General features: G+C 65.5%; 18 protein-coding genes. 13 read left to right on the top strand and 5 right to left on the bottom strand.

Going from position 1 to position 20,024, the window contains the following annotated elements; genetic code table 11:
• The first annotated feature begins 177 nt into the window (after positions 1–177).
• The 4 genes from L0U83_RS07525 to L0U83_RS07510 all read left to right on the top strand — a co-directional run bounded on the left by L0U83_RS07525 (position 178) and on the right by L0U83_RS07510 (position 5,106).
• Positions 178–2,574: a DNA polymerase III subunit gamma/tau gene (locus L0U83_RS07525; protein ID WP_233881629.1), complete on the top strand. Its 2,397-nt coding sequence runs from the start codon at positions 178–180 to the stop codon at positions 2,572–2,574.
• 82 nt (positions 2,575–2,656) lie between these two features.
• Positions 2,657–2,983: a YbaB/EbfC family nucleoid-associated protein gene (locus tag L0U83_RS07520; protein ID WP_028204938.1), complete on the top strand. Its 327-nt coding sequence runs from the start codon at positions 2,657–2,659 to the stop codon at positions 2,981–2,983.
• A 182-nt stretch (positions 2,984–3,165) separates the two neighbouring features.
• Complete coding sequence (recR, locus tag L0U83_RS07515; protein ID WP_233881628.1) at positions 3,166–3,762, top strand: recombination mediator RecR; 597 nt, start codon at positions 3,166–3,168, stop codon at positions 3,760–3,762.
• Positions 3,763–3,834: 72 nt separating this feature from the next.
• Positions 3,835–5,106 (top strand): CaiB/BaiF CoA transferase family protein, encoded by a 1,272-nt coding sequence (locus L0U83_RS07510; RefSeq protein ID WP_233881627.1) that lies wholly within the window; start codon positions 3,835–3,837, stop codon positions 5,104–5,106.
• A gap of 75 nt (positions 5,107–5,181) precedes the next feature.
• On the opposite strand, the gene L0U83_RS07505 is transcribed toward L0U83_RS07510, so the two are convergent.
• Entirely contained in the window at positions 5,182–6,153 is a 972-nt protein-coding gene (locus tag L0U83_RS07505) for an NADPH:quinone oxidoreductase family protein (protein ID WP_233881626.1), read from the bottom strand.
• Between the two features lie 269 nt (positions 6,154–6,422).
• Here L0U83_RS07505 and surE point away from each other — a divergent pair, with 269 nt between their 5' ends.
• Genes surE through L0U83_RS07480 form a run of 5 tightly spaced genes read left to right on the top strand, consistent with a single transcriptional unit; the run spans position 6,423 to position 11,084 of the window.
• Complete coding sequence (gene surE / locus L0U83_RS07500; RefSeq protein WP_233881625.1) at positions 6,423–7,184, top strand: 5'/3'-nucleotidase SurE; 762 nt, start codon at positions 6,423–6,425, stop codon at positions 7,182–7,184.
• Complete coding sequence (locus L0U83_RS07495; RefSeq protein ID WP_233881624.1) at positions 7,181–8,230, top strand: protein-L-isoaspartate(D-aspartate) O-methyltransferase; 1,050 nt, start codon at positions 7,181–7,183, stop codon at positions 8,228–8,230. The genes surE and L0U83_RS07495 overlap by 4 nt, the downstream gene beginning before the upstream one ends.
• A gap of 5 nt (positions 8,231–8,235) precedes the next feature.
• A complete protein-coding gene (locus L0U83_RS07490) occupies positions 8,236–9,156 on the top strand; it encodes a peptidoglycan DD-metalloendopeptidase family protein (RefSeq protein ID WP_233881623.1) in 921 nt (306 codons plus the stop codon).
• A 13-nt stretch (positions 9,157–9,169) separates the two neighbouring features.
• Positions 9,170–10,285, top strand: a complete 1,116-nt coding sequence (gene rpoS, locus L0U83_RS07485) for an RNA polymerase sigma factor RpoS (RefSeq protein WP_233881622.1) — start codon at positions 9,170–9,172, stop codon at positions 10,283–10,285.
• 19 nt (positions 10,286–10,304) lie between these two features.
• The gene (locus tag L0U83_RS07480) at positions 10,305–11,084 is read left to right on the top strand and encodes a 3'-5' exonuclease (RefSeq protein ID WP_233881621.1); all 780 of its coding nucleotides are present in this window, start codon (positions 10,305–10,307) and stop codon (positions 11,082–11,084) included.
• Between the two features lie 7 nt (positions 11,085–11,091).
• Here the strand turns inward: L0U83_RS07480 and L0U83_RS07475 are convergent, their stop codons facing one another.
• The 3 genes from L0U83_RS07475 to L0U83_RS07465 form a co-directional block, all read right to left on the bottom strand.
• Positions 11,092–11,973, bottom strand: a complete 882-nt coding sequence (locus L0U83_RS07475) for an endonuclease/exonuclease/phosphatase family protein (protein WP_233881620.1) — start codon at positions 11,971–11,973, stop codon at positions 11,092–11,094.
• A 169-nt stretch (positions 11,974–12,142) separates the two neighbouring features.
• Positions 12,143–12,448, bottom strand: a complete 306-nt coding sequence (locus tag L0U83_RS07470) for an outer membrane protein assembly factor BamE (RefSeq protein WP_233881619.1) — start codon at positions 12,446–12,448, stop codon at positions 12,143–12,145.
• Between the two features lie 91 nt (positions 12,449–12,539).
• Positions 12,540–12,731, bottom strand: a complete 192-nt coding sequence (locus L0U83_RS07465; RefSeq protein WP_233881618.1) for a hypothetical protein — start codon at positions 12,729–12,731, stop codon at positions 12,540–12,542.
• Between the two features lie 343 nt (positions 12,732–13,074).
• Here L0U83_RS07465 and rlmD point away from each other — a divergent pair, with 343 nt between their 5' ends.
• Positions 13,075–14,379: a 23S rRNA (uracil(1939)-C(5))-methyltransferase RlmD gene (rlmD, locus tag L0U83_RS07460; RefSeq protein ID WP_233883774.1), complete on the top strand. Its 1,305-nt coding sequence runs from the start codon at positions 13,075–13,077 to the stop codon at positions 14,377–14,379.
• 114 nt (positions 14,380–14,493) lie between these two features.
• Here rlmD and L0U83_RS07455 read toward each other — a convergent pair whose 3' ends face one another.
• Positions 14,494–15,333: an outer membrane protein assembly factor BamD gene (locus tag L0U83_RS07455; RefSeq protein WP_373321046.1), complete on the bottom strand. Its 840-nt coding sequence runs from the start codon at positions 15,331–15,333 to the stop codon at positions 14,494–14,496.
• A gap of 98 nt (positions 15,334–15,431) precedes the next feature.
• Here L0U83_RS07455 and L0U83_RS07450 point away from each other — a divergent pair, with 98 nt between their 5' ends.
• The 3 genes from L0U83_RS07450 (at position 15,432) to phaC (ending at position 19,944) form a co-directional block, all read left to right on the top strand.
• Positions 15,432–16,682: an RluA family pseudouridine synthase gene (locus tag L0U83_RS07450; protein ID WP_233881616.1), complete on the top strand. Its 1,251-nt coding sequence runs from the start codon at positions 15,432–15,434 to the stop codon at positions 16,680–16,682.
• On the top strand, positions 16,679–17,554 hold the full coding sequence (gene pgeF / locus L0U83_RS07445) for a peptidoglycan editing factor PgeF (protein ID WP_233881615.1): 876 nt from the start codon (positions 16,679–16,681) through the stop codon (positions 17,552–17,554). The genes L0U83_RS07450 and pgeF overlap by 4 nt, the downstream gene beginning before the upstream one ends.
• 410 nt (positions 17,555–17,964) lie before the next feature.
• The gene (gene phaC / locus L0U83_RS07440; RefSeq protein ID WP_373321019.1) at positions 17,965–19,944 is read left to right on the top strand and encodes a class I poly(R)-hydroxyalkanoic acid synthase; all 1,980 of its coding nucleotides are present in this window, start codon (positions 17,965–17,967) and stop codon (positions 19,942–19,944) included.
• Positions 19,945–20,024 lie beyond the last annotated feature (80 nt).

Raw genomic sequence — 20,024 nt, 5'->3', positions numbered from 1 at the left:
CACGCCGCGCAATCGAGCGCGACGCAGTTTTTCGTTCGTCGTGTTTTCAAGCCTTCGTCGCCGCGTTTTTCGTCGTCCGCAATCGTTCGCTCGCGTCATCGCGCGGCGCCCGCGGAGTCAGCATTGGCCGCCTTTCGATTCATCTGGACGCGCGGGCGTTGCTGATACAATTTCCGGATGACCTATCAAGTTCTCGCACGCAAGTGGCGACCGAAGGATTTCGCTTCGCTCGTCGGACAGGAGCACGTTGTGCGCGCGCTCACGCATGCACTCGACGGCGGCCGCCTGCATCACGCGTATCTCTTCACGGGCACGCGTGGCGTGGGCAAGACGACGCTGTCGCGTATCTTCGCCAAGGCGCTCAACTGTGAGACCGGCGTGACGTCGAAGCCCTGCGGCGTGTGCCGCGCGTGCCGGGAAATTGACGAAGGGCGCTTTGTCGATTACGTCGAGATGGATGCGGCGAGCAATCGCGGCGTGGACGAAATGGCCGCGCTGCTCGAGCGTGCGGTCTATGCCCCGGTCGACGCGCGCTTCAAGGTCTACATGATCGACGAAGTGCACATGCTCACGAACCACGCCTTCAACGCGATGTTGAAGACGCTGGAAGAGCCGCCTGCGCACGTGAAGTTCATCCTCGCGACCACCGATCCGCAGAAGATTCCGGTCACGGTGCTGTCGCGCTGCCTGCAGTTCAATTTGAAGCAGATGCCGGCGGGCAACATCGTCGAGCATCTCACGCACATTCTCGGTGAGGAGAAGGTCGAGTTCGAGCCACAGGCGCTGCGTCTGCTCGCGCGCGCGGCCGACGGCTCCATGCGCGACGCGCTTTCGCTCACCGACCAGGCTATCGCTTATTCGGCCAACCAGGTCACCGAAGATGCGGTGCGCGGCATGCTCGGCGCGCTCGATCAAAGCTATCTCATTCGCCTGATCGACGCGCTCGTGGCTGGCGACGGCGCGAACGTGCTCGCCATCGCCGACGAAATGGCGCTGCGCAGCCTGTCGTTCTCCACGGCGCTGCAGGATCTTGCGAGTCTGTTCCACCGCATCGGCTGGGCGCAATTCGCGCCTTCGTCGGTGCTCGACGAGTGGCCCGAAGCCGACGATATCCGCCGTTTTGCCGAAGCGTTGAGCCCTGAGCAGGTCCAGCTTTTCTATCAGATCGCGACCCTCGGCCGCAGCGAGCTCGGTCTCGCGCCCGACGAATACGCGGGCTTCACGATGACGCTCCTGCGCATGCTCGCGTTCGAGCCTTCCGTGGGCGCGGGCAGCGTGGGCAGCGCGCCGGCTTCGAAACCCGCCGTGGCGGGCACGCCCGCCCGCGCGGCGGCTCCAGTCGCGGCATCGGCGCGGAGCGCGGAGCCAGCCGCTGCGCAGCCGGTCGCGCCTATGCCTGCAGTTCCGGTGCCGCCGCGTGCCGAAAACATGGCGAGTATGTCCCCGGCGGTAGAAGCCGCTGCGGCGAAGACGCCCGTCGTCGAGCCGCAAGCGTCTGCACGTGCGACGCTCGCCAAGCCCGCGGCCGAAGCGCGCGTCGTGCCTCCCTGGGAAGACGAGGGCGAGTTTGCGTCAAGCGTGAGCACAACGCCGCAGGGTGCGGCTGCCGCCGCGGTTGAGCCCGCTCCTGCAGATGAGGTGCAAACCGTTCAAAGTGCGGCCGCTGTGCCCGCGCCGCAAGCCGAAGCGCGTGAAGAAGAACCTGCCGCTGCGGCTTCCGCGCGCGGTGGCCCAAGCGCTGCGCTCGACGTGCTGCGCAGCAAGGGCATGCGTGTTGCCACAGGCCGCGGTCCCGCTGCCGCTGCCGGCCCGGCAGCCCCGGCGCCTGCGCCGAAGGCTGCGCCGCGCATGGAAGTGAAGGTGCCGACGCCCGATCCGGCGCGCCGTGCCGCCGCTGCGCAGGAAGCCCAGGCGCGCCAGCCTGCGCGCAACGCAAACACGCAGCAAGATGGTGCGGGCGCGCCGCCGTGGGCCGATATTCCGCCCGACGACTATGTGCCGCTCGGCGCCGACGACGCGTATTTTGCGCCGCTCGACGACGGATTCGTGCCTGCCTACGACAGCGAGCCGTCCGCGCCGCGCGCCGCCGCTTTGGCGCCGACGCCGTCGCCGGCCGTGGTCGATGTGAGCAAGCTGCCGCCGGGCATCCCGCTTGATCCGATCGGCTTCACAGGCGACTGGCCCGCGCTTGCCGCGACGCTTTCGCTCAAGGGCATTTCGTACCAGCTCGCCTTCAACAGCGAACTGACGGCGCTCGAAGGCACGCTGCTCAAACTGAGCGTGCCGGTGCCGCAGTACGCCGAAGCCTCGCAGGTCGCGAAGCTCAAGACGGCGCTCGCCGAGCGTCTGGGCAAGACCGTCGAAGTGAGCGTGGAAGTCGGCCCTGCACGCCGTACGGCGGCCGCGCTCGACGCAGCAGAGCGCGCCGAGCGTCAACGCGAAGCCGAGCGCGAGATCGGCGCCGACCCCTTCGTGCAGCAACTGATTCGCGACTTCGGCGCGAGCATCGTGCCGGGCTCGATCCGGCCGGTCGCGCCGGAAGCCGCATCGGGCGGCAGTCAGGCCGCCCACTGATTTGCGCCGCGTGGCGCGAAAAGCGTCGCGCGCTTTTGAGCGCATCGATTCGAACGACTACGATCCAGAAGGAGCAGTGACTATGTTGAAAGGCCAACTCGCAGGGCTCATGAAGCAAGCCCAGCAGATGCAGGAAAACATGAAGAAGATGCAGGAGCAGCTTGCCCAGATCGAAGTCGAAGGTCAGGCTGGCGCCGGTCTCGTCAAGGTCACGATGACCTGCCGCAACGACGTGCGCCGCGTGTCGATCGATCCGAGCCTGCTCGCAGACGACAAGGACATGCTCGAAGACCTCGTGGCTGCGGCGTTCAACGACGCGGTGCGCAAGGCCGAAGCCACGTCGCAGGAAAAGATGGGCGGCATGACCGCCGGTCTGCCGCTGCCGCCGGGCTTCAAGATGCCGTTCTAAGGAACGTTGCGAGCGCCGCGTCTGCTTTCGGCAGGCCGGCGCACGCGTGTCCCGCTTGCCTTGAGGTGGCCGGTACGGCCGCGTAGGCGCTGGCGTCGAGGCGTCAAAAGCACCAGGCAGCAAGTCGTCGCAAGAAGCAACATTCGCGTCAAACTCCGTCGCGCATCTCGCGCTGAATCCGCATGAAACAACCTTCCGCTCTCGCCGCTCTCGTCGAGGCGCTGCGCGTGTTGCCCGGTGTCGGGCCGAAGTCGGCGCAACGCATGGCGTATCACCTGATGCAGCACGACCGCGACGGCGCTGAAAAGCTCGGCAACGCGCTCCTGTTCGCGACCGGGAATCTGAAGCATTGCGAGAAGTGCAATACCTTCACCGAAGCTCAGGTCTGCGAAACATGCCTCGACGAGGATCGTGACCCGACGCTTTTGTGCGTGGTCGAAACGCCCGCCGACCAGATCATGCTCGAACAAACCATGACGTATCGCGGTTTGTATTTTGTGCTGATGGGGCATCTGAGTCCGCTTGATGGCATCGGTCCGAAAGAGATCCATTTCGACCGCCTTGTGAAGCGCGCCTCGGACGGCGTCGTCAAGGAAGTGGTGCTCGCAACCAATTTCACGAACGAGGGCGAGGCGACGGCCCATTATCTCGGCCAGACGCTCAAGGCGCGCGGACTTGCCGTCACGCGCCTCGCGCGCGGCGTGCCGGTGGGCGGCGAACTGGAATACGTCGACGCTGGCACCATCGCGCGGGCCATGCTCGACCGGCGCTCGATGTAGCGTCGCGCCATGCCTCGACACGCGGCGTATTCAACCTGGCGCCGCACGCCGAACAGAACGAAAGGAGACACCATGAGCGCAGCCGCCGATTCCACAGATTCGCAATTGAACGCATCCGCAGCCAAAGGCGCGGGACCGCTTGCGGGTGTGAAAGTCCTCGAACTCGGCACGCTGATCGCCGGCCCCTTCGCCGCGCGTTTTCTCGGCGAGTTCGGCGCCGAGGTCATCAAGATCGAGGATCCCAAGGGCGGCGACCCGCTGCGCAAATGGCGCAAGCTCTACCCGGAAGCGGGCGGCACGTCGCTGTGGTGGGCCGTTCAGGCGCGCAACAAGAAGTCGGTCACCGTGAATCTCAAAGCCGAAGAGGGCAAGGAGATCGTGCGGCGCCTCGCGAAGGAGGCCGATATCGTCATCGAGAACTTCCGGCCGGGCCTGCTCGAAAAGCTCGGGCTCGGCTACGACGTGCTCTCGAAGGAGAATCCCGGTCTCGTGATGGTGCGGCTCTCCGGCTACGGCCAGACCGGCCCGTACCGCGACCGTCCGGGCTTCGGCGCGATCGCCGAATCGATGGGCGGTCTGCGTCATATCACCGGCTATCCCGACTTGCCGCCGCCGCGCATAGGCATTTCGATCGGCGACTCGATCGCGGCGCTGCACGGCGTGATCGGCGCGATGATGGCGCTCCATCATCGCAACATGAACGGCGGCAGCGGCCAGATCGTCGACGTTGCGCTCTATGAGGCCGTGTTCAACATGATGGAGAGTGTCGTGCCCGAGTACGGTGTGTACGGCATGGTGCGCGAGCGCACCGGCGCGTCGCTGCCGGGCATCGTGCCGTCGAATACGTATCCGTGCCGGGACGGCAGCATCGTGATCGGCGGCAACAGCGATCCGATCTTCAAGCGCTTGATGACGGCTATCGACCGCGCGGACCTCGCCAATGATCCGCAACTCGCGCACAACGACGGCCGCGTGCCGCGCACGGCGGAGATCGATGGCGCCATCGCGGCGTGGCTTTCCACCCGCACCATCAACGAAGCGCTCGACGTGCTCAACGCCGCCGACGTACCCGTGGGCCGCATCTACAGCGTGGCCGACATGTTCGCCGATCCGCAGTTCGCGGCGCGCCAGATGATCCAGCAGTTCCGCTGGCAGGCGCCTGGCGAAAAGGACGGCGAGGGCGTGGACATTGCGCTGCCCTCGGTCACGCCCAAGCTCTCGGCAACGCCTGGCGACACGCGCTGGCTCGGGCCCGCGCTGGGCGAACATACTGAAGAAGTCCTGCAGACGCTGGGTTACGACGCAGCCCACATCGCACGGTTGCGTGAGCAACAAATCGTCTAGGACGGCATGCATCATGCAAAACGGCTCGCACATCGCGAGCCGTTTTCGATTGGCTTGCCGCGTTGCAGGAGACGTTCAGGGCTCGATCACGATCTTGCCTGTCACCTTGCGCGAAGCCATGTCCTTGAGCGCCTGCGCTGTGTCGGCGAGCTTATAGCGCTTTGAGACGTACGGCTTGAGTTTGCCTTCGCCGATCCAGCCCACCATTTGCGCGAAAGCTGCCGCATTGTGCTGCGGCTCGCGGCGCGCGAAATCGCCCCAGAACACGCCAACGAGGCTCGCGCCCTTGAGCAGCGCGAGATTGAGCGGCAGCCTGGGAATTTCGCCATTGGCGAAGCCCACCACGAGATAGCGCCCGCGCCAGCCGATACTGCGGAACGCAGGTTCCGCATACTCGCCGCCCACGGGGTCATAGATCACGTCGGGGCCTTTGCCGTCGGTGAGCGCCTTGACGCGCTCGCGCAAGTCCTCGGTGCTGTAGTTGATGGTGGCGTCCGCACCGAAGCGGCGGCAGACTTCGAGCTTCTCCTCACTCGATGCCGCGGCGATCACGCGCGCGCCGAGCACCTTGCCGATCTCCACAGCAGCGAGGCCCACGCCGCCCGCCGCGCCGAGCACGAGCATCGTTTCGCCAGCGCGCAGCGCGGCGCGATCGACCACTGCGTGGTGCGACGTGCCATACGCGAGCGTGAAGGCGGCTGCCGTTGCGAAGTCGGCTCCTTCGGGTAGCGCCACGCACGCCGATGCGTCCGCAAGCGCCTGTTCTGCGAATGCGCCCGTGCCCACATACGCCACCACGCGCGTGCCCGGCGCGAGCTTCACGCCTTCGCCCGCGGCGCGCACCACGCCTGCGAGTTCGGCGCCGGGCGTGAAGGGCAGCGGTGGCTTCATCTGATACTTGTTCTCGATGATGAGCACGTCGGGGAAGTTGACGGCCGCGGCCTTCACGTCGATCACCACCTGGCCCGGGCCTGGCACGAGGTCGGGCGAGTCTTCGAGCGTGAGCGAGTCGGGCGGGCCGTACTGGTTGCAGCGGATTGCGCGCATCGTGTCTCCTGTCTTGTCCGGTTCGGTTGCGTTCAGTTGCATCGGTCGTGGATTCGCTACAGCAGGAGAGTGTACGGCAATCTCCCTTGATGCGAACGATCGTGCGATTTATTTCGTGTCGGCGACAAGCGTCTTTCAAGGCGTATCGCGAATGCGAATGCGTCCCGGATCAGCCAGTGATATCGACGCTCGACGCAAGGCCCAACGCGTGCAGCCGCGAGGGCCGGGCTGTCGTTCGCGTGCCTTCTTTCCTAAGTTACAATCGCTCGATGCGAATACTACTCAGCAACGACGACGGTTATCTCGCCCCCGGCCTTGCGGCGCTCTATGAAGCGCTCAAGCCGCTCGGCGAAGTCACGGTCATGGCGCCCGAGCAGAACTGCAGCGCCGCATCGAACTCGCTTACGTTGTGGCGCCCGCTGTCGGTGTTGCGATCGGCGAGCACCGGCTTCTATTACGTGAACGGCACGCCCACCGACTCGGTGCACATCGCGCTCACGGGCATGCTCGACCAGCAGCCCGACCTCGTGGTCTCCGGCATCAACAACGGCCAGAACATGGGCGAGGACACGCTGTACTCGGGCACGGTGGCTGCGGCGACCGAAGGCATCATGTTCGGCATACCGGCCATCGCGTTTTCGCTTGTCGACAAGGACTGGGTGCATCTCGATTCCGCCGCGCGTGTCGCGGCCGAGATCGTTGCGCATTACCTCGCGAACCCGTTGCCAGGTCATCCGCTGCTGAACGTCAACATCCCGAACCTGCCGTACGAAGAGCTTGGCGATTGGCGCGTCACGCGCCTCGGCAAGCGTCATCCTTCGCAGCCCGTGATCCGCGAGACCAATCCGCGCGGCGAGCCGATCTACTGGATCGGGCCGTCGGGCAGCGCGCGCGACGCGAGCGAGGGCACGGACTTCCACGCGGTATCGAACGGCCATGTGTCGATCACGCCGCTGCAACTCGATCTCACACATACGCAGATGTTGTCCGCGACGCAAGACTGGGCGCGCAAGGGCGGCAGCGTTTCATGACGGGCGAGCGCACGAAGCGTTTTCCGCTCGGGCTCGCGGATCTCGTGCGCGAGCCGCGCCGGCGCGATACGCGCCCGGGCGACGCACGCACGCCGCTCGCGGGCGCGAGCAACAGCAGCGCCTCGAAACCGGGCGTCGGCGCGCTCGCGAAGGCAGGCACGTCGGCCGTTGCGAAGTCCACCGCAAGCACGCCGTTCAAGGCGTCGCCTGCGAAGCCGGTCAATGCGAAGCCAATCAGCGCAAAGCCGCCGAGTTCGATCAAGCCAGCGCATCCTGCTGGCAGCGCGGCCGCGCCGCGCGCTGCCATGCCGGGCGGTGCGAGTGCGCCGCGTCCTGCTGCCGCCGTCACGGGCGCGCCTGGCGTTGCGCTCAACGGCGCGCATGCGCTGACTTCGGAACGCATACGCGAACGCATGGTCGAACGCCTGCGTGCAAACGGCATTGCCGATGCGCGCGTGCTCCAGGCGCTCGCGGCCGTGCCGCGCCACATGTTCATCGACCCGGGTCTTGCTACCCAGGCCTACGAAGATGCGGCGTTGCCGATCGGTCATCACCAGACCATCTCGAAGCCTTCCGTGGTCGCGCGCATGCTCGAGCTTGCGGGCGCGGGCCGCGTGCTGGAGCGCGTGCTGGAAATCGGCACCGGCTGCGGCTATCAGGCCGCCGTGCTGAGCCAGATTGCGCGCGACGTGTATTCCATTGAACGCATCAAGCCGTTATACGAGCGCGCGAAGACGAATCTTCGTCCGCTGCGTATCCCGAATATCCGCTTGCACTACGGCGACGGACGGCTCGGTTTGCCGTCGGCGGCGCCGTTCGACGCGATCGTGATCGCCGCCGCTGGCTTCGACGTGCCGCAGGCGCTGCTCGAGCAACTCGCCATCGGCGGGCGGCTCGTGGCGCCCGTGGCGGTGTCCGGCACGCAGAGTGCCGCCGGCGAAGCGACGCAGGTCCTCACGCTCGTCGAGCGCACGGGGCCGGCGCAGTGGCGGGAGTCACGCCTGGATCGCGTTTTCTTTGTCCCCTTAAAATCTGGAGTGATCTGAATCCGATGAGTATGTTGCGCGCGATCAAAAGAAACCGCCCGAATGTCGACTTGCCCGCCGCCACGCTGATCGCAGCCCAGCGCGGCACCGCGGTCGTCGCGCTCTGCCTTCTGGCCGCATGCGCCACGCGACTCGATCAGGCACCTGTGGTGGACCGCACCGCGCCGCTCGGCACGGCGGCCGCGCAGCCTCCGGTGCCGCTCGGGCCGCCGCCTCCGGGATATTACCGGGTGAAGCCGGGCGACACTCTCTATAGGATTGCGCTCGAAAACGGCCAGAATTATCGCGACATCGCGACGTGGAACAATCTCACCAATCCGAACCAGATTGAAGTGGATCAGCTGTTGCGCGTTGTGCCGCCGGGTGCGAATCCCTCGGCGTACACGCCGGGCGTCGTGACTGCGCCGGTGCCGGGCGTGGGCGCGGCGCCAGGTGCACCGGCAGCGGGGTCGCCCGCACAGCCGCCGATCTACGGCTCGGGTGCGAACGCATCGGCGCCGACGGCTGCCGTGCCGCCGCAGCCGGGTGCAAGCGGAAGTGACATCGCCGCGGCGCCAGGCAGCATTGCGCTCGCGTGGCCGGTGCGTGGTCCGGTGCTCAACGGCTTCGACGATACGAAGAACAAGGGCATCAATATCGGCGGTGCGCCGGGCGATTCTGTCAAGGCAGCTGGCGATGGACGCGTGGTTTATGCCGGAAATGGGCTGCGCGGTTACGGCAATCTCATTATCATCAAGCATGACGCGACGTTTTTGACCGCGTATGCACACAACCGGACTTTGATGGTAAAAGAAGGGGATGCGGTCACCAAAGGTCAGAAGATCGCCGAAATGGGCAATACCGACTCGGACCGGGTGATGCTGCATTTCGAAGTACGCCGTCAGGGTAAGCCCGTCGACCCACTGAAGTACTTGCCGCCGCAATAAAAGCGAGCCGACCATGCCGAAATCGAAGCGCCGTCTGCAGCAATCCGAGTCTGACAGCCAAGCCGCCCAGGTTTCGGTGGAGGACGGCGCGCAGGCGGGCGACGACGACGCGTCGCCCGACCTCGACGGCGGCCGCGATTTCGAGGAGCGCGACGAGCGCGAGGAACGTGAAGAGCGCGATGCGCCGGCCGATGAAGGCGGCGCGGGCGAGGGCGCCGAAACCGCCGATGCCGCGCCCGACGCCGACGATTTCCGTGCCATGCTCCAGGCCGAACTCACGGCCGACACCATCCAGCATTATCTGAACCGGATCAGCGTGAAGCCGCTCCTCACTGTCGAGGAGGAGCAGCGCTACTCGCGCCTCGCCAAGGCCGGAGAGTTCGAGGCGCGTCAGGTCATGATCGAGCGCAATCTGCGCCTCGTCGTCAGCATTGCCAAGGGTTATCTCAATCGCGGTGTGCCGCTGCTCGACTTGATCGAGGAGGGCAACCTCGGCCTCATGCACGCGATCGAGAAGTTCGATCCCACGCGCGGCTTCCGTTTCTCGACTTATGCGACCTGGTGGATCCGTCAGAGCATCGAGCGCGCCATCATGAATCAGGCGCGCACTGTGCGTTTGCCGGTGCACGTGATCCGCGAACTCAATCAGGTGCTGCGCGCGAAGCGCCATCTGGAGAAGAATTCGCTCAACGCCGACTCGGCCTCCGAGCGGCGCGACGCGAGCATCGACGACATCGCGTATCTCACCGGCAAGACCACCGAGGAAGTCACCGACATTCTCGCGCTCAACGAACACACGGCTTCGCTCGACGCGCCGCTCGACCTCGATCCGGCCAGCAGCCTGCTCGACCTGCTTTCGGACGACCAGAGCCAGTCGCCGGATGCCGAAGTGCAGCACCGCGAGCTGGAAACGCTTACACGCGCGTGGCTCGGGCGTTTATCCGATAAGCATCGCCACGTCATCGAAAGGCGCTTCGGGCTGAACCATATCGAGCCCGCCACGCTCGAAGAGCTGGCTGACGAAATGGGCCTCACTCGCGAGCGCGTGCGGCAGATCCAGCAGGAAGCGCTGGTGCGCCTCAAGCGCTTTTTCGCTTCGAACGGCGTGCGCAAGGACGCCGTTCTCTAAACCCTCGCAGTCCATCTGAATGACAGTTCCTGTTCTCGTATTCGACATCGAGACGATTCCCGATGTCGACGGCATTCGCCGTCTCGAAGATCTGCCCGCCACGCTCACCGACACCGAAGTGGCTGAACACGCCTTCGCCGCGCGCCGCGAGAAAACCGGCAGCGATTTTCTGCCGCATCATCTGCAGCGCGTCGCCGCGATCTCGTGCGTGTTTCGCGACGGGCAGGGCTTTCGCGTGCGCTCGCTCGGCACGCCCGAAGACGGCGAAGCGCGCCTGATCGATTCGTTCTACCGCACGATCGAGAAGTATTCGCCGCAGCTCGTTTCCTGGAACGGCGGCGGCTTCGACTTGCCGGTGCTGCATTACCGCGCGCTCGTGCATGGCATTCGCGCTGTGCGCTACTGGGAATTGGGCGACGCCGACCGCGAGTTCAAGTGGAACAACTACATCAGCCGCTATCACACGCGCCACACTGACCTGATGGACCTGCTCGCGATGTACCAGCCGCGCGCGAACGCGCCGCTCGACGCGCTCGCGAAGCTCTGCGGATTTCCGGGCAAGCTCGGCATGGACGGCGGCCAGGTGTGGACCGCGTTCCAGGAAGGCCGCATCGACGAGATCCGCAACTACTGCGAGACCGACGTGGTCAACACGTATCTGCTCTATTGCCGGTTTCAGATGATGCGCGGCGGTTTCACAGAGCGCGAATATGCCGATGAGATCGAGTTCGTGAAGCAGTCGCTCGCCGCGGAAACCGCGCCGCATTGGGGCGAGTACCTCAAAGCGTTCGCCGGCTGACCAGCCCTTAGCCTAGTTCGAGCACGATCGGCTGATGATCCGCAGCCTGGGTCGCGCCGTCTATTTCGCAGCTTCGCAAGCGTGGGCGCAAATCCTCGGTGACAAAGACGAAGTCACACGCGAGCGGGCCGTCCGACCATTGCTTAGTGTCATAGACGCCGGCCGTGGGCGGCGGCATCGCACCGGCGTGGAGCGCGGTCCACGCGTCGATGAAGGCGGGGCTGCCCGCGAGCGGTTCGAGCATGCGTGTGTACGCCTCGCTGGCCCATGCGCTGTTGAAGTCGCCGCACACGATCGCCGATACGGGGCGCGCGGTGCTCACGAACGGGCCCACATCGTTTTCGGCGGGCGCGGGATGCGCCGCGTGATCGGCGGCTTCCTGCTGCCGGCGCCGCAACTCGTCCACTTGGGCGAGCCGTTGGCGCAGCGAGTAGAACTCCAGATGCGTGGTCAGCACACGCAGCGCGCCGCCTGGCGCATCGAGCACGGCTTCGAGCGCTACACGCTGCATTGAGGGCGCGGCGGAGTCGGCGGGCCACGGCAGGGCGTGGCGAAAGACCTGCGCGACGGGCAAGCGCGTGGCAAGCGCGTTGCCGAACTGGCGGCGTTGCGTCGGCGCCGCGCCTTGAGGCGAGCCTCGCGCGACAGGCTGCGCAGGCAAGTCGGCGCCGACTGCCTCGATGACCGTATAGCCGGGCAGTAGCGCACGGAGTTCGGCGAACTGGTCGTCGCCAGGGCCACCCGGCAGCGCCCGAAACCCGCGCGTGATTTCCTGCAGGCATAGCACGTCGAAGTCGGCGAGACGCTGCGCCTCGCGCACTGTGCGCGCCAGATCGACGACGCCAGAAGCGTCGCGTCCCCACTGCACATTCCAGCAAACCAGTTTCATCGGCACGCTCCTCGCATGGCGCGGCGGCGGTTCCCGCACGTTTAACCCTAGCCTGGTTTCTTCTGCTGTGTTGTATGACGAATATCGTGTGCGAAACGCCATTCGCTCCGTCGGCTGGCGCGCTCGGGCGTGTAAAGGCAGTCGCGGCGCTCGCTCCAGCGTAATGGCATTAGATTCGGCGACCCTGACACGCGGCGCGCGTCGTGCCGGCCACACGATTGCTGCGGTCGAAATACACGGAGAATGGCACGTTGCGGGCGCTGCCGAGATCGTACTTGCCGAGGTCGTACTGGAAACAGTCGAAGCCGTTGGTCTGGTAGCCGCGATCGGGCGGCCCCATACGCTTGTAGACTTCGCTCTGCGTCATGCCGGGCTGGATGGAGGCGACGAGTTGATCGGGCTGAATGGTCGGGCCGCACGCCGCGAGGCCCACGAGCGTCGTTGCGACGAGCGCACAAAGAGGTAGCTTGCTCACTTCGATTCCATTGGTGAAGGGGTGGATATCCTTGCCGCCGCAACCGGCGTCAATCTATGGGACGATTCTGAAAGCGCCTGATCGCGCAGAATTAGTCGAGCAGGATGCGCAGGCCGAGCAGGAGCAGCGCGGACAGCGCGATGGGGACCGCGAGCCCGGCGAGGCCGAGCAGCAGCCGGCGGTGCGTGCTCGCGCGCCTCGAAGCCCGCGGTTCGGCGACGGTGGCGGCGCCGAGTGCGACAAGCAAAAGCGCGAACGACTGCAGGAAGACGAGGGCAGACATGATGACGATTCCTTCGCGTGAGTCGGACTTATCACGCGTCAGGAATCATCGTAGTGACGCGGCGCAGTGAGCACGATCGGACAAGTTCGAAAGCGGCAGCGACGGAGCGCGGGTGCCGACTTCGACTACAATCTCGCCTTCGCCCACAATTCACTCATCGTCAGTCAGGAATCCGCTGGTGTCTCAAGCTGCCCCCGACCCTCAAGCCGAGCCTGCCCAGGCCGAGCCTATGCCGTCCACGCCCACGAAAAAGCGCAGTAAGCGCGAGCGCCGCGCGGAGAAGCGCGCCGCCATCGAAGCCTCGGTTGCTCATGCCCCTATTCTCGAGATCGAGTCGCTCGACATGGAAGCGCGCGGCGTTGGCCGCACCGTCACCGAGACGGGCGAGCCGGGCAAGGTGATCTTCGTCGAGGGCGCGCTGCCGGGCGAGCGCGTGACCTACTTGAGCTACCGCAAGAAGCCCACGTTTGAACAGGCGCAAGTGGTGAACGTGCTGCGCGAGAGCGCGATTCGCACGAAGCCGCAATGCGCGTACTTCGGCACCTGCGGCGGCTGCTCGATGCAGCACCTCGATGTGCGTGCGCAGATCGCCGTCAAGCAGCGCGTGCTCGAGGACAACCTCGCGCACATTTCGAAGGTGCGTTCGGAGACGATGTTCCGGCCGATTCACGGGCCGTCGTGGGGCTACCGCTATCGCGCGCGCCTTACGGTGCGCAACGTGCCGAAGAAGGGCGGCGTGCTGGTTGGCTTCCACGAGAAAAAGAGCAGCTACGTGGCCGACATGACGAGCTGCGAAGTACTGCCGCCGAACGTCTCGGCGATGCTCGTGCCGCTGCGCCATCTCGTGGCCGCGCTGTCGATTTGCGATCGCATGCCGCAGATCGAACTTGCCGTGGGTTCGAGCGTGACGGCGCTCGTGCTGCGCATTCTCGAGCCGCTCACGGTCGCCGACGAAGACTTGCTGCGCGCGTTCGCCGACGAGCACAACGTCCAGTTCTGGTTGCAGCCGAAGGGCCCGGACACGGTGTTCCCGTTCTATCCGCTCGACAAGGAACTGGACTACACGCTGCCCGAGTACGGCATTCGCATGCCGTTCAAGCCGACGGACTTCACGCAGGTCAATCACCAGATCAACCGCGTGCTGGTGGGCCGCGCACTGCGCCTGCTCGCGCCGGAGCCGGGCGACCGCGTGCTCGACCTGTTTTGCGGCATCGGCAACTTCACGCTGCCGCTCGCGCGTCTCGCGCGTGAGGTGGTGGGGATCGAAGGCAGCGATACGCTGACGGCGCGCGCGCTGGAAAATGCGCGCGCCAATGGCGTGGACGGGCATACGTCGTTTGCCTGCCGCAACCTGTTCGAAGTCACCGCGGACGACATGCGCGCGCTCGGCCACTTCGACAAGTTCCTGGTCGACCCGCCGCGCGAAGGCGCGTTCGCCGTTTCCCAGGCGCTCGCGGATATCGCCCAGAGCGGCAATGGCCCGTTGCCCAAGCGCATCGTCTACGTGTCGTGCAGTCCCGCGACGCTGGCGCGCGATGCGGGCGTGCTCGTGAACGAGGCCGGTTACCGGCTCAAGGGCGCGGGCGTGGTCAACATGTTCCCGCACACGTCGCACGTGGAATCGATCGCGCTGTTCGAGCGCGATTGACAAAGCCCGCGGGGAGCGCAGCGCGAAGCCTGCGCTCCCGCTGAGGTAAAAAAAACGCCACGGAAATCCGTGGCGTTTTGCTTTCCTGTGCGCCTCAACACAGAGGCGCGGCGATCACCAGATCTGCCACCAGGATTTGTTTTCCTTGCCGGGGCGCGCGTGACCGGTGATGTACGGGCTGTCCGGGAAGGTGCCGGCGAGCACGCGGCGCGTGTCTTCGGCGAGCTGCGGCTGATCGAGCTTCTCGTACGACAGGATCATGATGTGCAGCGCGTCTTCGATCGCCGGCGCGCTCTTGTAGTCCTGGATCGCGAGCTGCGCGCGGTTGATGGCCGCCACATAGGCGCCGCGGCGGTAGTAGTAGTCGGCAGCATGCACTTCGTGCGAAGCGAGCGCGTTGACGATGTAACGCATGCGCTGGGCAGCGTCCGGTGCGTACTTGCTCTGCGGATACTTGTCGACCACCACCTTGAACGCGTCATACGACTCGCGCAGCGACTTCGGGTCGCGTTCGCTCATGTCCTGGCCCGAGAAGCGGCCGAACAGACCCAGGTCGTCGTTGAAGTGGATCATGCCCTTGAGGTAGTACGCGTAGGCGATGTCCGGGTGATCCGGGTGCAGCTGGATGAAGCGGTTGATCGCCTGGTCGGCGGCGTCGTTCTCGTTGTCCTTCCAGTTGCAGTAAGCCACGTTGATCTGCGCCTGCTGGGCGAAGTGGCCGAACGGATCGCGGCCCTGAAGTGCTTCAAAATATTTCGCGCACTTGCCCCAGTCACCACCGGCGAGCGCGTCCTGGGCCTCCGTATATAATTTGTTGTTGTTCCACGCTGCCGTTTCGTCGGTCTTTTCCGGCAGGCCGTGGCAGGCGGCGACCACAGCGAGCGCCGCGCCGCAGACAGCAAGGCGAACGACGTTGCCAATCTTGCCGAGCATGTTTGCTCGCGCCGCGCGCATTGCGTTTCGGGCCACCGCGTGTTGGGCCAGTTTCGTAATCGTGTTCAAGGCTCGCATTTATCCAGTCCAGCTTCAGGTCCACAGGTGACCCAGACTCAATGACCCGTACAGTTATTCCGGGGGCCGGCGCTCCCGGCGCCCAAAACAGCATCAGCGATTATAGCCTGGGCGATGCGCCCGATGACGCAGGCGCCAGTCAGGCGTTCGATGGCGAACTCACAGGCGAGGACGCCGGTGGCGCGCCGCGTGCGCGCGGGGGCGAAGCCCCGCGCTCGATTCAGGTGCCTGATGAGCTCGCAGGCGAGCGCCTCGACAAGGTGCTCGCCAAAGTATTTCCGGAATTTTCACGCAGCCGTTTGCAGGGCTGGATCGAGGAGCAGCGCGTGCGCGTGGACGGAAAGCCGGCCAAGGTGCGCCAGCCGGTGCCGCTCGGCGCGACCATCGAACTCGTGCCGGACCTTCTGCCGGAGCAGCTCGCGTTTACGCCCGAGCCGGTGCCGCTCGACATCGTCTATGAAGACGACGCCATCGTCGTCATCAACAAGCCCGCCGGGCTCGTCGTGCATCCGGCGGCGGGCAACTGGAGCGGCACGCTCCTCAACGGCCTCCTGCATCGTTATGGCGAATCTGCGGCGGGGCTGCCGCGCGCCGGTATCGTTCATAGGCTCGACAAGGAAACGTCCGGGCTGATGGTCGTCGCGCGCACGCTTCAAGCGCAAACCGACCTCGTACGCCAGTTGCAGGCGCGCACGGTCAAGCGCCGCTACCTCGCGCTCGTTTGGGGCAGCATGGCCGACGAAGGCACCATCGACGCGCCCATCGGCCGCGACCCGCGCGAGCGCACGCGCATGGCGGTGATGAAGGGCGCGTCGGGCAAGCCCGCGCGCACGCATTTCCGGCGTATCGACAAGACGCTCTGGCACAACCAGCCCATTAGCGCCATTCATTGCGATCTGGAAACGGGGCGCACACACCAGATTCGTGTGCACTGCGCGCATATTGGCCATCCTTTGCTGGGCGATCCGGTCTATGGCCACGCGCGCGGCAAGCGCTCGGTCGCGGCGCTGCCCGATGGCTTTGCGCGCCAGGCGCTGCACGCGTGGCGCCTTGGCCTCGTTCATCCGGTCACGGGCCGCACGATGCAATGGCGCGCCGAAGTGCCCGATGACCTGGATGCGCTGATCGAGGCGCTAGGCTTCGGCGGCAAGGAAGGCGAGGATGAACTCGGCTTCGATGAAGACATGTTCGACAGCGCCTACACCGACGAAGGCTACGTGATTGGCAGTGACGAAGACGATTACGAAGACGACGAAGAAGACGATCCGCAAGACGAGGACAAGCACGCATGACGACCTGCCCGGAACTGACATCCGACGATTTGCTGTATCCCGACTGGCAGGTTTCGCCGCGCGTGCGCGCGCTGGTCACGACGCGTAACGGCGGCGTGAGCGAGCCGCCATTCGGGCGTTGGAAGGCGGGGCAGGGCAGCGAATGCGGTGAGGGCATCGATCTTCGCGGCGGCCTGAATCTGGGCCGCGGCTCCGGCGACGATCTCGCGCACGTCGAGGCGAACCGCGAACGGCTGCTCTCGCATGCGGGCGTGCCTGCCGCGTGGCTCAAGCAGATCCACGGTCCCGTTGTGGTCGACGCCGCGCACGCGCTCGCCGCCGCGCGCGCGGGCGCTCCGCTCGAAGCCGACGCGAGCGTCACCGCCGAGCCCGGCATCGCCTGCACGGTGATGGTGGCCGACTGCATGCCCGTCTTGCTGTGCGACGGCGAGGGCCGCGCCGTGGGCGCCGCGCACGCGGGCTGGCGCGGTCTGGCCGCGGGGGTCATCGAGCGCACCGCCGAGCGGGTCGCTGCGCTCGCGGGCTGTGCGACTGCCGACCTGCATGCGTATCTCGGCCCCGCGATCGGGCCGGCGGCATTCGAGGTCGGTGCAGACGTGCGTGACGCGTTCATGACCCACGTGGAGCATGTCGACGCGGCACAACGCGATGCGCACCGCGCGGCCACCGCGGCGGCCTTCGTCGCGCGCCCCGAGGCAAGCGGCAAATACCTGGCCAATCTTTCAGCACTGGCGCGACTGCGGCTCGATACGCTCGGCGTGCGCCACATAGGCGGCGACATGTGCACGGTCACGCTGCGCGAGCGCTTCTACTCGTACCGGCGCGATCGCGTCACCGGCCGCATGGCCGCGTTGATCTGGCTTCAGCCCTGACGTTGACGCAGCGCGCCGCCGCCGTGATGCAACGCGGCGGCGCGTCACGAGTCTGAGGACCTTTTGTTGCGCTGCAGCGATTCCCGCAATGCACTGTGTGCCCCCACGGCACATCGATTCCCCCTTTCCCGCATTGCACTGCAAGCGCTTGCCGCCACGGCGGATTTTTGTGCGGCAGACCGCACACCGATGTGTCGCGACAGTTAAACAATTGATTACATCGGGAAAACGATAATTAAAAAAATATCGCAGCGCGGCAAAATCGGGCACAAGCATTGACACGCTTTGCAATGGGGAGCAAGAATGTCCCTCACCCACGGGACAGGTCGTGACGAGCGCCGCAACGGCGTCCGTATGCGTACCACCTGCCTCTCAACCAGTCCTTCGGGACACATCGGTCAAAAGCAGGCATGACGGCATCTCAACGTTCCAAGACTGCCCCGGGCACGGGCGCTTCAACTGATGGCGCAACGCGCGGCAATCCTCCTTTCGCTCCCGACGCAGCCGGCATGCAGCATTATCTCGACGCGTGGACGAACGCCTGGAAGAGCGCCCTGAATGCTGCGCAGCAAACGGGCGGCGCGGCGCAGCAAGCACCCTTCGCGGGGCTCGCGGCCAACTGGTGGCCGCAAGCGGGCAACGGTGCACCGGGCAACCCCTTCACTGCAGGCAATCCTTTCGCCGCGGGCAATTCCTTCGCCGCGGCCAATCCTTTCGGTGCCAGCGGTCCTTTCGGTGCAGCCAATCCATTCGGTGGCGCGAATCCGTTCGAAGGTTTCAAGCTTCCCACGGCATCGATCGAACCCACGCGGCTGCAGCATCTGCAGGCGGAATATTCGCGCGATGCGCTCGACTTGCTGCGTCAGGCCACCGACACCACGCCCAAAGCGCCCGAACTCAAGGACCGGCGCTTCAGCTCCGATGCCTGGAAAGCAACGCCCGCGTACGCGTTCACGGCGGCGTGGTATCTGCTCAACGCGCGCTACCTGCACGAACTCGTCGACGCGATCGATACCGATCCGAAAACGCGCGAGCGTATTCGCTTCGCCGTGCAGCAGTGGACCGCGGCGGCCTCGCCGAGCAACTTCCTCGCGCTCAATCCCGATGCGCAAAGCGCCTTGCTCGAGAGCCACGGCGAGAGCCTGCGCCAGGGTGTCATGAACCTGCTCGGCGACATGTCGCGCGGCAAGATCTCGCAAACCGACGAATCGCGCTTCGTGGTGGGCCGCAATCTCGCGACCACCGAAGGCTCGGTCGTGTTCGAGAACGCGCTCTTTCAGCTGATCCAGTACAAGCCGCGCACGGCCACCGTGCGCGAGCGGCCGCTTCTTATCGTGCCGCCGTGCATCAACAAGTACTACATCCTCGATCTGCAACCCGAGAACTCGCTCGTCGCGTATGCGCTGGAGCAGGGGCAGCAGGTGTTCCTCGTCTCGTGGCACAACGGCGACGCGTCAATCGCGGACCGCTCCTGGGACGACTACATCGAAGAGGGTGTGCTCACGGCTATCGAGACGACGCGCGGCATCAGCGAGCGCGAGCAGATCAACACGCTCGGCTTCTGCGTGGGCGGCACGCTGCTCGCCACGGCGTTGTCCGTCGCGGCGGCGCGCGGGGAACATCCCGCTGCGTCCATGACGTTGCTCACCGCGATGCTCGACTTCGGCGACACGGGTGTACTCGACGTGTTCGTCGACGAGGCCCACGTGCAGATGCGCGAACAGACCATCGGCGGCAAGAATGGCGGCACGCCGGGCCTCATGCGCGGCGTCGAGTTCGCCAACACGTTCTCGTTCCTGCGGCCCAACGATCTGGTCTGGAATTACGTCGTCGACAATTATCTGAAGGGCCGTACGCCCGCGCCGTTCGACCTGCTGTTCTGGAACAGCGACTCGACGAGCCTGCCGGGGCCGATGTACGCGTGGTACCTGCGCAATACGTACCTGGAAAACAAGCTGCGTGAGCCTGGCGCGCTCACGGTGTGCGGCGAGGAAGTGGATCTTTCGCGCATCGACGTGCCGACTTTCATCTACGGCTCGCGAGAGGATCACATCGTGCCCTGGCGCACGGCTTACGCGTCGATCCCGCTGCTGTCCGGGCCGCTGAAATTCGTGCTTGGCGCGTCGGGACATATTGCGGGCGTGATCAACCCGGCGTCGAAGAACAAGCGCAGCTTCTGGAGCATCGAGGCCGATGCGAAGCATCTGCCGGAAGAGGCCGACGACTGGTTAGCCGCTGCTGAAGAGAAACCCGGCAGCTGGTGGCCGACCTGGGCCGAATGGCTCGATCAGTACGGCGGCAAGAAGGTGAAGCCGCGTGCGCAGGCCGGCTCGGCGGAATTCCCCGAGATCGAGCCGGCGCCGGGGCGTTATGTGCAGCAGCGCGATTAAAGCGATTCAAGCGCTTGATACGTTTGCTGCGGAATTCGGATTAACCACTTGACGGGCGAGGCGCATGGCGCGCCTTCAAG

Origin of the sequence: Paraburkholderia flagellata (assembly GCF_021390645.1) — a bacterium.
In the GTDB taxonomy this organism is placed as follows: Bacteria; Pseudomonadota; Gammaproteobacteria; order Burkholderiales; family Burkholderiaceae; genus Paraburkholderia; species Paraburkholderia flagellata.
The sequence above is the reverse complement of the archived record's forward strand: the minus strand, read 5'-3'. Positions and strand labels throughout refer to the sequence as shown.